We start from the raw sequence: 14066 nt of genomic DNA, 5'->3' as shown, positions 1-14066 counted from the left end.
GCCACAAATAATGGCAGGCCGTTTCTTTCTAACAGGGAAGGAACAGACAGATGGAACGATGGGTGATGCTCCGCAAAGGGGCGGATTTTTCAGGAATTGCAGAAAAATATCAGATCAGTCCCAGGCTTGCCTGCCTGATCCGCAACCGGGACGTGATCGGCGACGAGGCGATCTCCCGGTATCTGAACGGAACGCTGGGAGATCTCTATGACGGTATGCTGATGAAAGATATGGATAAGGCGGTTGCGATCCTGCGGGAAAAGATCGAGGCAGGAAGCCGGATCCGTGTGATCGGCGATTATGATATTGACGGCGTCAATGCCACGTATATTCTTCTGGAGGGCTTAAGACGGCTTGGCGTGGAGGCGGACAGCGATATCCCGGACCGGATCGCCGACGGGTACGGACTGTCTGTCCATCTGATCCAGAGAGCGCTGGACGACGGTGTGGATACGGTGATTACCTGTGACAACGGCATTGCAGCGGCGGAAGAGATAGAGTTCGCAAAAGAAGAAGGCATGACAGTGATCGTGACAGATCATCATGAAGTGCCCTATGAAGAGTGGAAGGGGGAAAAGCAGTATCTGCTCCCTCCGGCAGACGCTGTGGTGGATCCCAAAAGACCGGACTGCACCTATCCGTTTTCCGGCCTGTGCGGAGCGGCGGTGGCCTATAAGCTGATGGAAGCCCTCTGGGAATCCATGGGAAAGGATGCCGAGGATCTGGACGATCTTATTGAAAATGTAGCCATCGCCACGGTGGGGGACGTGATGGATCTTCAGGATGAAAACCGGATCTTTGTAAAGGAAGGACTGCAGATGCTGGCAAGGACCAGAAACCTGGGCCTGCGGTCCCTGATCGAATGCACCGGGCTTGGCGGGAAAAAGATCAGCGCTTATCATATCGGGTTTGTACTGGGACCCTGCATCAACGCAGGCGGGCGTCTGGATACGGCAAAGCGGGCCCTGGATCTTTTACGGGCCCGGTCCAAAAGAGAAGCGGATCTGTTGGCCGGAGATCTCAAAGCCCTCAATGACAGCCGAAAAGAGATGACAGAGGCGGCTGTCAAAGAAGCAGTGACCATGGTGGAGGCTTCGGCGCTGAAGGATGACAGGGTGCTGGTCATCTATCTGCCGGAATGCCATGAGAGCCTGGCCGGGATCGTGGCAGGGCGGATCCGGGAACGATACGATAAGCCTGTCTTTGTGCTTACCAGAGGTCAAGAGGGCATCAAAGGCTCGGGCCGGTCGGTGGAAGCCTATTCCATGTACGAGGAACTGAGCCGGTGCAAAGGATTTCTTACCAGGTTCGGAGGCCACAGGCAGGCAGCCGGGCTGTCCATGCGCAGAGAGAATCTGGAACCCTTCCGTCAGGCGATTAACGAAAACTGCAGTCTCTCGGCAGCGGACTTGAGCGAGAAAGTGGTGATCGATATGGAGATGCCGTTTTCCTGCGTGACGGAAGCGCTGGTGGAAGAGCTGGAGCTATTGGAGCCTTTTGGAAAAGGCAATACCAAACCGGTGTTTGCAGCCAGAAATGTGAGGCTGACCCACCCGAAGATCCTCGGCAAACATCGCAACGTGCTGAAAATGCAGGCGCAGGACCAGGCAGGTACGGTGATAGACGCCCTGTATTTTGGAGAGGTGGAGGATCTTTATGCGAAAACCGGAGAGAAACTTACACTGACTTATTACCCCGGGATCAATGAATATATGGGGAAGGCGACGCCGCAGATCATCATCACCCATTATCAGGGATAAATGTACAGAATAGTTTGAAAATAGCAGAAACTAATGATATACTTAAGAATGTATTAGTATTTTTAGTCAGAGAATGGAGAACAGACCATGAAAGGAATCGAAGATTATATTATCACTATTCCGGATTTTCCGGAGGAAGGAGTCATGTTCCGGGATGTGACCAGTGTCCTGCAGGATGAAGACGGCTTCCGGCTTGCGGTAGACCTGATGCAGAAAAAACTGGAAGGCCTGGAGTTTGATGTGATCGCAGGGGCAGAATCCAGAGGATTCTTTTTTGCGGCTCCGCTGGCATATAATCTGCACAAACCCTTTGTTCCGGTCCGTAAAAAGGGAAAACTCCCAAGAGAGACCGTATCGATCCGGTATGAACTGGAGTATGACGTGGCTGAGCTGGAGATCCACAGGGACGCCATCAAACCCGGGCAGAAGGTGGTACTGATCGACGACCTGATCGCCACAGGCGGCACCAATGAAGCGATGATCAAGCTGGTGGAAAGTCTGGGCGGGGAAGTGATCAAGGCAGTGTTTTTGATGGAACTGGCCGGCCTTCACGGACGGGAGCGTCTGAAAGGATATGATGTGGACGCTGTCATCACATATCCGGGAAAATAGCTGAAAATACCGTTGAATGAGAAGAAATGAGAGAGAAATGAGAGAGAAATGAGAGAGGAGGCGTTAATATGTCAAAGACCACAACTTATGAAGCGATAGACGGCCGTATTGCGCCGGAATCCATTACCGAGGATACCATGAGCGGGCTGGAGATCGTGGACGGACATGCGGTAAAAGCGCCCGGGGACTATGAGGACCCGGACCGGCTGTATGACATGTTAATCGCCCGTATCCGGAAATACCACCCGTCTACAGATGTGTCCATGGTGGAAAAAGCATATCAGATGGCAAAATCCGCCCACGGGGACCAGCGCCGGAAATCGGGTGAGCCCTATATCATCCATCCCCTCTGGGTGTCCATCATCCTGGCAGACCTGGAGATGGATAAGGAGACCATTACAGCAGGTCTTCTGCATGATGTGGTGGAGGATACGAAATATACAGAAGAAGACATCCGCAAGGAATTTGGCGACGAGGTGGCGCTTCTTGTGGACGGCGTTACCAAGCTGGGAAGATTGTCTTATTCTTCCGATAAACTGGAGGTACAGGCAGAGAATTTGCGGAAGATGTTCCTTGCCATGGCAAAAGATATCCGCGTGATCATTATCAAACTTGCGGACCGTCTGCACAACATGCGCACGCTGCAGTTTATGACCCCAGCCAAGCAAAAAGAAAAAGCCAAGGAAACAATGGACATCTACGCACCGATCGCCCAGAGACTTGGTATTTCCAAGATCAAGACAGAACTGGACGACCTGGCGCTTAAATACTCCCAGCCGGAAGTCTTTTTTGATCTGGTGCGCCAGATCAATTCCAGAAAGACGGAGCGGGAGGAGTTTGTCCAGCAGATCGTGGACGAGGTGTCCACACATATGAAGAATGCCAATATCAAGGCAGAGGTCAACGGCCGGGTGAAGCATTTCTTCAGCATCTATAAGAAGATGGTCAATCAGGATAAGACGGTGGATCAGATCTATGACCTGTTCGCGGTCCGGATCATTGTGGATTCGGTGAAGGACTGCTACGCGGCCCTGGGCGTGATCCACGAGATGTATACGCCGATCCCCGGAAGGTTCAAGGATTACATCGCCATGCCAAAGCCGAATATGTACCAGTCCCTGCACACAACGCTGATGAGTTCGGTGGGTCAGCCTTTTGAGATCCAGATCCGGACACAGGAAATGCATAAGACAGCGGAGTACGGTATCGCGGCGCACTGGAAATACAAAGAATCCAATGACGGCAAGAAGAGCGTCGAGGCGCAGGAAGAGGAGAAATTAAGCTGGCTTAGACAGATCCTGGAGTGGCAGAGAGACATGTCGGACAACCGGGAGTTTCTGAATCTCATAAAGGGAGACCTGGATCTGTTTGCAGAAGATGTTTACTGCTTTACCCCGCAGGGAGATGTAAAGAATCTTCCGAACGGGTCCACACCCATTGATTTTGCCTATGCGATCCACAGCGCGGTGGGCAATAAGATGGTAGGAGCCAGGGTCAACGGCAAGCTGGTCAATATTGATTACAAGATCCAGAACGGAGACAGGATCGAGATCCTGACCTCCCAGAATTCTAAGGGTCCCAGCCGGGACTGGCTGAATATTGTCAAGAGCACTCAGGCGAAGAACAAGATCAATCAGTGGTTTAAGAAGGAATTCAAAGAGAGCAACATCATCCGCGGAAAGGAAATGATCGCCGCTTATTGTAAATCCAAGGGGATCAATCTGGCTGACATTACCAATCCCAAATACATGGAAGTGGTTCAGAAAAAGTACGGCTTCCGGGACTGGGACGCTGTTCTTGCCGCCATCGGACACGGCGGCTTAAAGGAAGGCCAGGTTGTCAACCGTCTGATGGAAGAATATAACAAAGAGCATAAACAGGAGCTCACAGATGAAGTGGTCCTGGAACGGGTGGCGGAAGCGAACAAAAATAAAGTGCATATCGCCAAATCCAAGAGCGGGATCGTGGTCAAAGGGATCGATGATGTGGCCGTGCGTTTTTCCAGGTGCTGCAATCCGGTTCCGGGAGATGAGATCGTTGGCTTTGTGACAAGAGGAAGAGGGCTTTCCATCCACCGGACAGACTGTGTCAACATCATTCATCTGACCGAGGCGGAAAGGGCCAGACTGATTGACGCGGAATGGGAAAGCGACGTTGCGGAAAAAGACGGCGGACAGTATCTGGCAGAGATCAAGATGTATACCTATGACAGACAGGGACTTCTGATGGAAATGTCCAGAATCTTTACCGAGGCAGAGGTAGATGTAAAATCTATGAATGTAAGGACCAGCAAAAAAGGCACCGCTACAATAGAAACAGGATTTATCGTCCACGGAAGGGACGAACTGGCAAAGATCATTGAAAAGCTCCGCCAGCTGGACGGTGTGATCGATATTGAAAGGACGACGGGTTAAAATGAAGGTTGAGTTATTTGTGACAGGTATTATCAGTACCAACTGCTATGTTGCAGTGAATGAGGAGACAAAACAGGCGGTGGTGATCGATCCTGCATCGGCTTCCGTGCGTATGATGAACCAGATCCGGGAGGAGGGGCTGAAGATAGAGGCCATCCTCCTGACACACGGACATTTCGATCATATTATGGGCATTGACGGTTTCCTGAAAGAATATCAGGTGCCGGTGTATGTGCATGAAGATGATCTGCCGATGATGGAAGATCCCCAGTGGAATCAGTCGTCCATCTATACCACAGGCTATACCTTTTCCGGCGCAGTGCCGGTAAAGGACGGCCAGGTGCTCTCTTATGCAGGGTATGATTTCCAGGTGCTGCATACGCCGGGACATACGCCGGGCGGCTGTTGTTACTATGTGGCTTCGGAACATGTGCTTTTCAGCGGGGATACGCTGTTTCAGAGGAGCGTCGGAAGGACGGATTTTGAGGGCAGCAGTACCTCGGCCCTGATCCGGGGGATCCGGGAAAAGCTGATGACTCTTCCGGATGACACCCATGTTTATCCCGGACATATGGGAGAGACGATGATCGGATATGAGAGAGAGAATAATCCATTTATCCAGGAGTAGGCGATGATCAGAGTTTCGTGTAAAGAAGAATCCTATTTATATAATGCATATCATATGGTGAAGGCTTTTTTCCCGGAAGAAGAGGTGGTCTCTTTGGCAGAGGAGAAAGCCTCTCATTTTGCCAGGGCGGATTTTCCGGATGGTTCCTCCCTTGTACTGGATGCCTGTGAGACAGGGGAGGATCCCGGATCCAGGCGGGAGACGGACAGGCGCTGGTACCGGATGTTGTCCAGGAGGACAGGGAAAATCCTGTCCTGGGGGATCTTGCTGGGTGTAAGGCCGACCAAGCTGGCCATGCAGAAACGCATGGAGGGCTGGGAAGCCGGGGCGTTTCTGGACTGGTTCCAGAAAGAATATCTGGTCAGTGAAGAAAAGGCAAAGCTTGCGTGGGAGATTGCAGGACGGGAGGCGAAGATCCTGGAGAAACTGGATCTGGAGAACGGATACAGTCTCTATATCGGGATTCCCTTCTGCCCTACAGTCTGCAGCTATTGTTCTTTCAGTTCCGGGGCGCTTTCGGACTGGCAGGACCGGGTAGACGATTATCTGGACGCTTTGTGCCTGGAACTGGGATTTCTGGCAGACCGGTTCGGGGATAAGAAGCTGGACGCAGTCTATATCGGCGGAGGGACGCCCACGTCCCTTAGTGCTTCCCAGATGGAACGGCTCCTGTCTTTTGTTGACGAGCGGTTCGACAGAAGCGGGCTATTGGAATATACCGTGGAAGCCGGCCGTCCGGATACGATTACAGAAGAGAAGCTTCAGGTCTTAAAAAAATACGGAGTGACCAGAATCTCCATTAATCCGCAGACCATGCAGCAGAAAACGCTGGATCTGGTGGGAAGAAGACATACTGTGCAGGACACGGTAGAGGTGTTCCGGATGGCCAGGCGTCTGGGATTTGACAATATCAATATGGATCTGATCGCCGGACTTCCGGGAGAAGGGCCGGAAGAGATGCAGGACACCCTGCGTCAGATAGAAGCCCTTGCTCCGGACAGTCTGACCGTTCATGCGCTTGCGATCAAGCGGGCCGCAAAGATGGGGCAGGAAGAGAGGAAGGCAAGGATGGGATCGGAGATCGGCGCCATGATCCGCGAGGCTGCGCTTGGAGCTGAGCGAATGGGACTGAAGCCCTACTATCTGTACCGGCAGAAGAATATTGCGGGCAATTTTGAGAATGTGGGCTACGCAAAGGTTGACAACGCAGGAATATACAATATACTTATTATGGAAGAAAAGCAGACGATCCTTGCCGCCGGGGCAGGCGCCTCTTCCAAACTGGTCCTGAAGGAGGAAGTGAAAGCGCCGGGGAGCAGAAAAGGGAAGATGACAAAGTTTCTGCGGATTGAAAATGTAAAGGCGATTGACGCCTATATCAGCAGGATCGATGAGATGATAGAACGAAAAGGAGAATGGTTATGGCATTAAAGAAAAAGCCCGTAACAGGGATGAAAGATATCCTTCCACAGGAAATGGAGATCCGGGATTACCTGATCGGACTGATCAAAGAGACTTACAGAAGTTACGGATTTCAGTCTATGGAGACGCCCTGTGTAGAGCATATTGAGAATCTTTGTAGCAAGCAGGGCGGAGATAATGAGAAACTGATCTTTAAGATCATGAAAAGAGGAGAGAAGCTGAAGATTGCCGGGGCAAAAGAGGAAAATGATCTGGCGGACAGCGGTCTTCGCTATGATCTTACCGTTCCTCTGGCCAGGTATTATTCCAATCATGCCAATGAACTGCCTTCTCCTTTTAAGGCGCTTCAGATTGGAAGCGTATGGAGAGCGGACCGTCCCCAGAGGGGAAGATTCCGCCAGTTTACCCAGTGTGATATTGATATCCTGGGAGAGGGAAGCAACCTTGCGGAGATCGAACTGATCCTTGCCACTACGGCGGTTCTTGGAAAGATCCGGTTCAGCGGGTTTACGGTCTGCATCAATGACCGGAATATCCTGAAGGCAATGGCTGCCTATAGTGGTTTTAAAGAGGACGACTATGACGAGGTTTTCATCATACTGGACAAGATGGATAAGATCGGCCGGGACGGCGTGGCAAAAGAACTTGAGGAAATGGGATATGACAAGCAGGCTGTAGATCAGTATCTGGGACTTTTCGACGAGACTCCGGGGGATGTGTCCGGCATCCGCTATCTGAAGGAAAAGCTGGGCGGTTTCTTAAGTGATGAGACAGCGGAAAGCATGGAACAGATCATTTCCAGTGTGGAAGCGGCAAAAGAGTGCGAATTTTCTGTCCGGTTTGATCCTACGATGGTCAGAGGGCAGTCCTATTATACGGGCACGATCTTTGAGATCCGGATGGACGAGTACGGCGGTTCTGTAGCAGGAGGCGGCCGTTACGATAAAATGATCGGGAAGTTTACCGGGCAGGATACGCCGGCCTGCGGATTTTCCATCGGATTTGAGCGGATTGTGATGCTGCTTCTGGAAAGCGGATATCAGGTTCCGGGAAACCAGGAGAAAAAGGCATACCTGCTGGACAGGAAGCTTCCGGGAAGCGCGCTTCTTAAGGTGCTGGAAAAGGCAAAAGAAGACCGGGCAAAAGGCGAACAGGTGCTGATCGCCCAGATGAAGAAAAATAAAAAGTTTCAGAAGGAACAGCTTGCGAAGGAAGGATACGGGCAGATCATCGACTGTTATCCGGATTTCATAGATAAGCTGTAAGAAAAGGGAATAAGAGAATCAGGAAAGAGAGGATACAGCAGAAATGGCAGAGTCAATGCAGGGCTTAAAGAGAACGCACCGCTGCGGAGAACTTACCGCAGCGTTGGAAGGACAACAGGTTACGGTGATGGGATGGGTGCAGAAGAACCGGAACAAAGGCGGCCTGGTGTTTGTAGATGTCAGAGACCGTTCCGGAGTGATCCAGGTGGTTTTTGAGGAAGGAAAGACAGAGGCAGGTCTGCTGGAAAAAGCGGCAAAGCTTCGTGCGGAATATGTAGTGGCGGTAACCGGAACCGTGGAAAAACGATCCGGCGCTGTCAATGAAAGTCTCGCCACCGGGGAGATTGAGATCATTCCCGAGGGGCTCCGTGTTCTGTCCGAGTCCCAGACGCCGCCGTTTCCGATCGAGGAACATACCAAGACCAGGGAAGAGGTACGTCTGAAGTACCGCTATCTGGACCTTAGAAGACCGGATCTTCAAAGAAACCTGATGCTGAAAAGCCGGGTGATGACTTTGACGCGTCAGTTTTTTGCGGAAGAGGGATTTCTGGAGGTAGAGACTCCCATGCTTGGAAAGACCACACCGGAAGGAGCCAGAGATTACCTGGTGCCAAGCCGGATCCATCCGGGATGTTTTTACGGCCTTCCCCAGTCTCCGCAGTTATATAAGCAGCTTCTGATGTGCGCGGGAATGGACCGCTATATTCAGATCGCCAGATGCTTTAGGGATGAAGATCTAAGAGCGGACCGGCAGCCGGAATTTACGCAGATCGATATGGAACTTTCCTTTGTGGATGTAGATGACGTGATCGAAGTCAATGAAAGATATCTCTCCAGGCTTTTCCGGGAGGTGCTGGGGATAGAAGTGCAGCTGCCCATCCGGCGCATGACCTGGCAGGAAGCCATGGACCGTTTTGGCTCCGACAAACCGGACCTTCGCTTTGGCATGGAGCTTACCGATGTGTCCGACGTGGTGAAAGACTGCGGATTTGGCGTGTTTACCGGCGCTCTGGATCAGGGAGGGACCGTGCGCGGCCTGAATGTAAAAGGGCAGGGCGCTATGCCAAGAAAGAAGATCGATAAACTGACTGCTTTTGTAAAGGATTATGGTGCAAAAGGACTGGCCTACGTGGCGATCCAGGAAGACGGAAGCGTGAAATCTTCCTTTGCAAAATTCATGACAGAAGAAGAGATGGCATCTCTGATCCGTGCCATGGACGGAGAGCCGGGGGACCTTCTTTTGTTTGCGGCAGATAAGCAGAAAGTAGTCTGGGACTCTCTGGGAGCCTTGAGAGTAGAGCTTGGAAAGCAGCTGGAACTTTTTGACAAGAACGCATTTTGCTTTGTCTGGATCACAGAATTCCCCCTTCTGGAATGGAGCGAGGAGCAGAACCGGTATGTGGCCATGCATCATCCGTTTACCATGCCGATGGAGGAAGATCTGCCGCTGATCGATACAGATCCCGGAAAAGTCAGGGCAAAGGCTTACGATATCGTCCTGAACGGCAATGAGATCGGAGGAGGAAGCGTCCGGATCCACCAGGACGATGTACAGGAAAAAATGTTTGAGGTGCTGGGATTTACCAAAGAACAGGCATACAGCCAGTTCGGCTTCCTTCTGGACGCCTTTAAGTATGGTGTGCCCCCGCATGCAGGGCTTGCTTACGGACTGGACCGTTTGGTCATGCTGATGGCCGGTCAGGAAAGCATCCGTGACGTGATCGCATTCCCGAAGGTAAAAGACGCCTCCTGCCTGATGACAGAAGCGCCTACGCCGGCAGATCAGAAGCAGCTGGAAGAGCTGGGACTTCTGGTGAAAAAAGAAGAGAAAACTGCGGATGAAAAAAGCTTATAAAAAAATGAAAAAAAGTTGTTGACATTTCTAAAAACCTATAGTATAGTAGTTATTGTTCTGATGAACAGTAACTACTAGATATGCGACAGTGGCTCAGTTGGTAGAGTACGACCTTGCCAAGGTCGGGGTCGCGGGTTCGAGCCCCGTCTGTCGCTCTGAAAAAGGAATCTTCTGTTGAGAAGATTCTTTTTTTGTATACACCCGTGTTATACTGATGAAAAGAAAAGGGGAGGTACAGGCGATGAAGGAACAGATGCCGGTGGGGTTTCTGATCAATCAGATCAACCATGTATATGAAAAGGATTTTAACAACCGGCTGCGCAGGCTGGGCGTTACATCTTCCCAGTGCGCAGTGCTGGACTATCTTTTCAACAGCAGAAAAGAAGAAGTAAACCAGAAAGATATAGAAAAAGCCCTCTGCCTGAAAAACCCGACTGTGACAGGACTTCTCAAAAGGCTGGATGAGAAGGGTTTTATCCTTGTGGTGCCAAGCAATAAGGACAGGCGGTGCAAAAATGTTTATCTGACCGAAAAAGCGTACGATATCCAGAGGAGAATGGAAGCGGACCGCAAGAAGATCGACCGCAGCCTGACCCTTGGCATGACCAGAAAAGAGAAGGAATCTCTGACAAAATTACTGGAGAAGGTTCTCTATAATGTGTCAGAGCCCTGACAGACCGGCCGCGGACGCGGATTTTCCATAATTTCCGTAAATAAATTCTGTGTCCGGCATTGCCATAGCTGCGCAAACAATGCTATAATTTAGTATATGTATGTTTTTTGAAAAACAAACGAAAGAAGCAGGTGTCAGACTTGAAGAACAAAATCCAGAAATTTTCTAAAGGAGACTTTCAGTTAATACGACCTGATGTCACATTTGATGAAACAAATCTGGTTCTCATAATCGGGGAAGGGGAAGTATACAGGGGAAGTTTTACCATGAAAGCAGACACGAAGGGAACGATACGGGGACTGGTGTACCCGTCTTCTTTTCGTGTGCATTTTAAAGACCAGGGATTTGAAGGGAATCCCGCAAAGGTGGAGTTTACGTATGACGGACGGGGATTGCGGCCGGGACATGTGGAGGAAGGCAAGTTTACCGTGGTCTGCACGGGAGGTGAATACGAGCTTTCCTTTACAGCCATTATCGAAAAGCCGTATGTGATGACCTCTTATGGAAAGGTGCAGAGTACCGACGACTTCCGCAAGCTTGCCATCAAAGATTTTTCCGAGGCGGGCAGGTTGTTCCGTTCCAGGGAGTTTTATGAGATCCTGAAATATGAAAATGAGCGGATCTTTTATCTCTATGATAATATGCGCAAGTGGTCCCTGGGAGACCAGGCTATGGAAGAGTTCCTGGTAGGGATCAAGCAGAAGGAATGCATTTTCCTGACGCTTCCCGGCGAGGGAATGCTGTTTGAGGACGTGGAGGAACCGGCGAAGGGAACGCTTACCCTGATGAAAAATACCTGGGGATATATGCCGATCCGGATCGAGGCGGAAGGACCCTTTATCCGGCTCAGCAGGTCGGAGATCAGCACCGAGGACTTTGTGGGCAATACCCATGAGGTGGAGTATCTGATCCGTCCGGAGTATCTCCATGGCGGACGCAACTTCGGAAAGCTCCGGTTTATCACGCCTTATGAGACGCTTACCTATGAGATCGAGGTACTGCAGAACCAGAAGGACTACAATGAGGACCGGAGGCTGCCGGAACTTTTACAGGCGCAGATCCTGAAAGAGTATGTAAGCTATGTGGCGGGACGGATCTCTTTATCCGCCTGGGTGGACGGCGCGGTGGAAAAGATGAACACCCTGCGGAAACTGGATCCGTTAAGCGAGATGTATCAGCTTTACCAGGCGAATATCTATCTTCTGGGACACCGGACCGAGGAGGCAAAGTGGATCCTGGAAAATTACAATTACAACCGGTTTGCCATCGGAAAAGACCCCATCACAAACTGCTATTACCTGTATCTGACGGCATTGGTGCGGGGACAGGGCAACCATATCGAGCGCGTGCTGGATGAGATCGGGAAAACCTATATGAGGCATCAGGATTCCTGGCTGCTCTTATATATGCTTTTGAATCTGGATCCCAAATATAAAAATGCCTACAAAAGGCTGGAAGTATTAGAGCAGCAGTTTGAATATGAGATCCACAGCGTATCCTTTTACCTGGAGGCGTATCTGTGTTATCAGGAGAAGCCGACCCTTCTTAAGAAGCTTGGACCATTTGAACTGCAGGTGCTGAACTTTGCTTCCAAATACCGGCTGATGACCAAAGAACTGGCGCTCTATGTGTCCAACTTTGTCAGTCAGCAAAAACGGTTCCATGAGCCGATGTTCCGGATCCTGGAGCGGGTTTACAAGATGTACAGCGAGCCTATGATCCTCAATACCATCTGTACCCTCCTGATCAAGGGAAATAAGACCCAGGGACGGTATTTTGCGTGGTATCAGCGGGCGGTGGACGCAGAGCTTAAGATCGCCCAGCTTTATGAATATTATATGATGACTCTGGATGAGGAGAATGTAAAAGGACCGCTTCCAAAGTCGATCCTTCTGTACTTTATGCACGGCAATACGCTGAATTATAAAAAGGCCGCGCTTTTGTACGCGAACCTGGTGACCTATGAGGAGCAGGCGGGAGATCTTTACTTAAGCTACCGGGAGCAGATGGTGGAATTTACCTGGGATCAGCTCCTGAAGCGGCACATTACGGAGTCTCTCAGGATCCTGTATAAACGGTTCTGTACGGAAGAGGAGATGGACGCGGAGCGCATGGAAGCCATGCGGGACGTCTGCTATGCCTATGAAGTGCGCACAAAGGTGCAGAACATGAACTGCGTGCTGGTCATTGAAAAAGACGGGCAGATCCGCCAGAGAGTGCCCTATGATCCAAAGAACGGGGCGGTGATCTGTCTTTATGATAAAGAATCCCGTATCGTATGGGAGTCAATAGAGGGAAGACACTATACGGACTCCATCGCCTATGAGACCAGACGGTTATTCTATGAGCCGAGATTCCTGGATATGTGCCGGAAATATGCGGCGTCCGAAGGAATCTGGGAACGGGAGCGGGAAAAAGAAGAACTGAGTTTTGAAAATATCCGGGAAAAAGGCCTGGAACTCTTTGACGAAAGGGACGTCTTCCGTCTCTGCAGCCGCAGGATCAGGGAGGACAACTATGAAGAGGATGAATTTCTGACTTATCTGTGTTTTGAACTGTTTAAAAGACAGCAGTACGATAAAGTCACTCTGATGTATCTGTCCAATTATTTCTGCGGAGCCACCAGAGATATGAAAGCGTTGTGGCATGCGCTGCAGGATTACGGGATCCCGGCCTTTAAGGTGGGAGAACGGATCATCACACAGATGGTCTTCTCGGAAAATCTGTTTGAGGAAGAAAAGATTTTTGAGGACTATTATCTGTCCGGAAATGTATACTTCCGGCTGAAGCAGGCGTATCTTGCCTATGCGGCAAGGGAGTATGTGGTCAGAGGAAGAAAACTGGAGCGCAGCGTCTTTGAGATCATTGCCAATGAATGTGACAAGAAGGAGGATCTGCCGGATATCTGCAAGATCGCTCTTTTGAAGTTTTATTCCGGCCAGGATTATCAGACCGATGTGGAACAGGTGCTCCACGCGGTGCTGCGGGAAATGTGTGAAAAGCAGATTGTATTTCCGTTTTATCTGCAGTATAAAGAAGAATGGATCCGGGAGGTCCAGCTCCATGATAAGTCTATGATCGAATATCAGGCCGCGCCGGGCAGCAGGGTGAAAATGTTCTACAAGGTGCGGAAAGGAAAGAGAGAGGAACTGGGGTATCATACAGAAGTTCTGATGCCGGTGTATGAGAACCTGTATGTGAAGCAGTTTATCCTCTACAGCGACGAGTCTGTCAATTACTATTTCCAGGAGATCAGAGGCAAAAAGAGCCGGACAACGGACAAACAGATCCTGGACAACAGGAAAAGCGCCGTAGGGGCAGGAAAGTATGGGAAGCTTAACGATATGGCGTGTTTAGGACCTGCGGCAAGACATCTGGCGATGCTGGAATATGAAGAAGAGGAAAGACTGGCGGAGCAGTTCTTCCAGACATATTAG

The 14066-nt window shown here is 50.5% G+C and carries 9 protein-coding genes and 1 tRNA gene; all 10 read left to right on the top strand.

The annotated features are described in order from the left end of the window. The first annotated feature begins 50 nt into the window (after positions 1-50). A complete protein-coding gene (recJ, locus tag H6A13_RS00165; protein ID WP_204907598.1) occupies positions 51-1760 on the top strand; it encodes a single-stranded-DNA-specific exonuclease RecJ in 1710 nt (569 codons plus the stop codon). Between the two features lie 87 nt (positions 1761-1847). Beyond that, positions 1848-2372, top strand: a complete 525-nt coding sequence (locus H6A13_RS00160; protein ID WP_204907597.1) for an adenine phosphoribosyltransferase — start codon at positions 1848-1850, stop codon at positions 2370-2372. A 137-nt stretch (positions 2373-2509) separates the two neighbouring features. After that, positions 2510-4786, top strand: coding sequence for a RelA/SpoT family protein (locus tag H6A13_RS00155; protein ID WP_420827209.1), 2277 nt, complete (start codon positions 2510-2512; stop codon positions 4784-4786). 1 nt (position 4787) lies between these two features. Beyond that, the gene (locus H6A13_RS00150) at positions 4788-5414 is read left to right on the top strand and encodes an MBL fold metallo-hydrolase (RefSeq protein WP_204907595.1); all 627 of its coding nucleotides are present in this window, start codon (positions 4788-4790) and stop codon (positions 5412-5414) included. Between the two features lie 3 nt (positions 5415-5417). Next, complete coding sequence (gene hemZ, locus H6A13_RS00145; RefSeq protein ID WP_204907594.1) at positions 5418-6845, top strand: coproporphyrinogen dehydrogenase HemZ; 1428 nt, start codon at positions 5418-5420, stop codon at positions 6843-6845. Beyond that, positions 6836-8101 (top strand): histidine--tRNA ligase, encoded by a 1266-nt coding sequence (gene hisS / locus H6A13_RS00140; protein WP_338042965.1) that lies wholly within the window; start codon positions 6836-6838, stop codon positions 8099-8101. Before hemZ ends, hisS begins: the two co-directional genes overlap by 10 nt. A gap of 43 nt (positions 8102-8144) precedes the next feature. Next, entirely contained in the window at positions 8145-9956 is a 1812-nt protein-coding gene (aspS, locus tag H6A13_RS00135; protein ID WP_204907592.1) for an aspartate--tRNA ligase, read from the top strand. 82 nt (positions 9957-10038) lie between these two features. Further along, positions 10039-10111: transfer RNA gene (locus tag H6A13_RS00130), tRNA-Gly, on the top strand. 86 nt (positions 10112-10197) lie between these two features. Then, positions 10198-10629 (top strand): MarR family winged helix-turn-helix transcriptional regulator, encoded by a 432-nt coding sequence (locus H6A13_RS00125; RefSeq protein ID WP_204907591.1) that lies wholly within the window; start codon positions 10198-10200, stop codon positions 10627-10629. Positions 10630-10760: 131 nt separating this feature from the next. Continuing rightward, positions 10761-14066, top strand: a complete 3306-nt coding sequence (locus H6A13_RS00120) for a DUF5717 family protein (protein ID WP_338042964.1) — start codon at positions 10761-10763, stop codon at positions 14064-14066.

It is taken from the genome of Mordavella massiliensis, from assembly GCF_016902415.1.
Taxonomy (GTDB): Bacteria; Bacillota; Clostridia; order Lachnospirales; family Lachnospiraceae; genus Merdimonas; species Merdimonas faecigallinarum.
Note: the sequence above shows the minus strand (reverse complement) of the source record. Positions and strands in the feature narration are given on the sequence as shown.

Excerpts from the sequence above, each read along its gene's own strand:
- H6A13_RS00155 (WP_420827209.1), top strand. The coding sequence starts at position 2,510 with ATGAGCGGGCTGGAGATCGTGGACGGACATGCGGTAAAAGCGCCCGGG.
- H6A13_RS00160 (WP_204907597.1), top strand. The coding sequence starts at position 1,848 with ATGAAAGGAATCGAAGATTATATTATCACTATTCCGGATTTTCCGGAG.
- hemZ (WP_204907594.1), top strand. The coding sequence starts at position 5,418 with ATGATCAGAGTTTCGTGTAAAGAAGAATCCTATTTATATAATGCATAT.
- H6A13_RS00125 (WP_204907591.1), top strand. The coding sequence starts at position 10,198 with ATGAAGGAACAGATGCCGGTGGGGTTTCTGATCAATCAGATCAACCAT.
- H6A13_RS00150 (WP_204907595.1), top strand. The coding sequence starts at position 4,788 with ATGAAGGTTGAGTTATTTGTGACAGGTATTATCAGTACCAACTGCTAT.
- aspS (WP_204907592.1), top strand. The coding sequence starts at position 8,145 with ATGGCAGAGTCAATGCAGGGCTTAAAGAGAACGCACCGCTGCGGAGAA.
- recJ (WP_204907598.1), top strand. The coding sequence starts at position 51 with ATGGAACGATGGGTGATGCTCCGCAAAGGGGCGGATTTTTCAGGAATT.
- hisS (WP_338042965.1), top strand. The coding sequence starts at position 6,836 with ATGGCATTAAAGAAAAAGCCCGTAACAGGGATGAAAGATATCCTTCCA.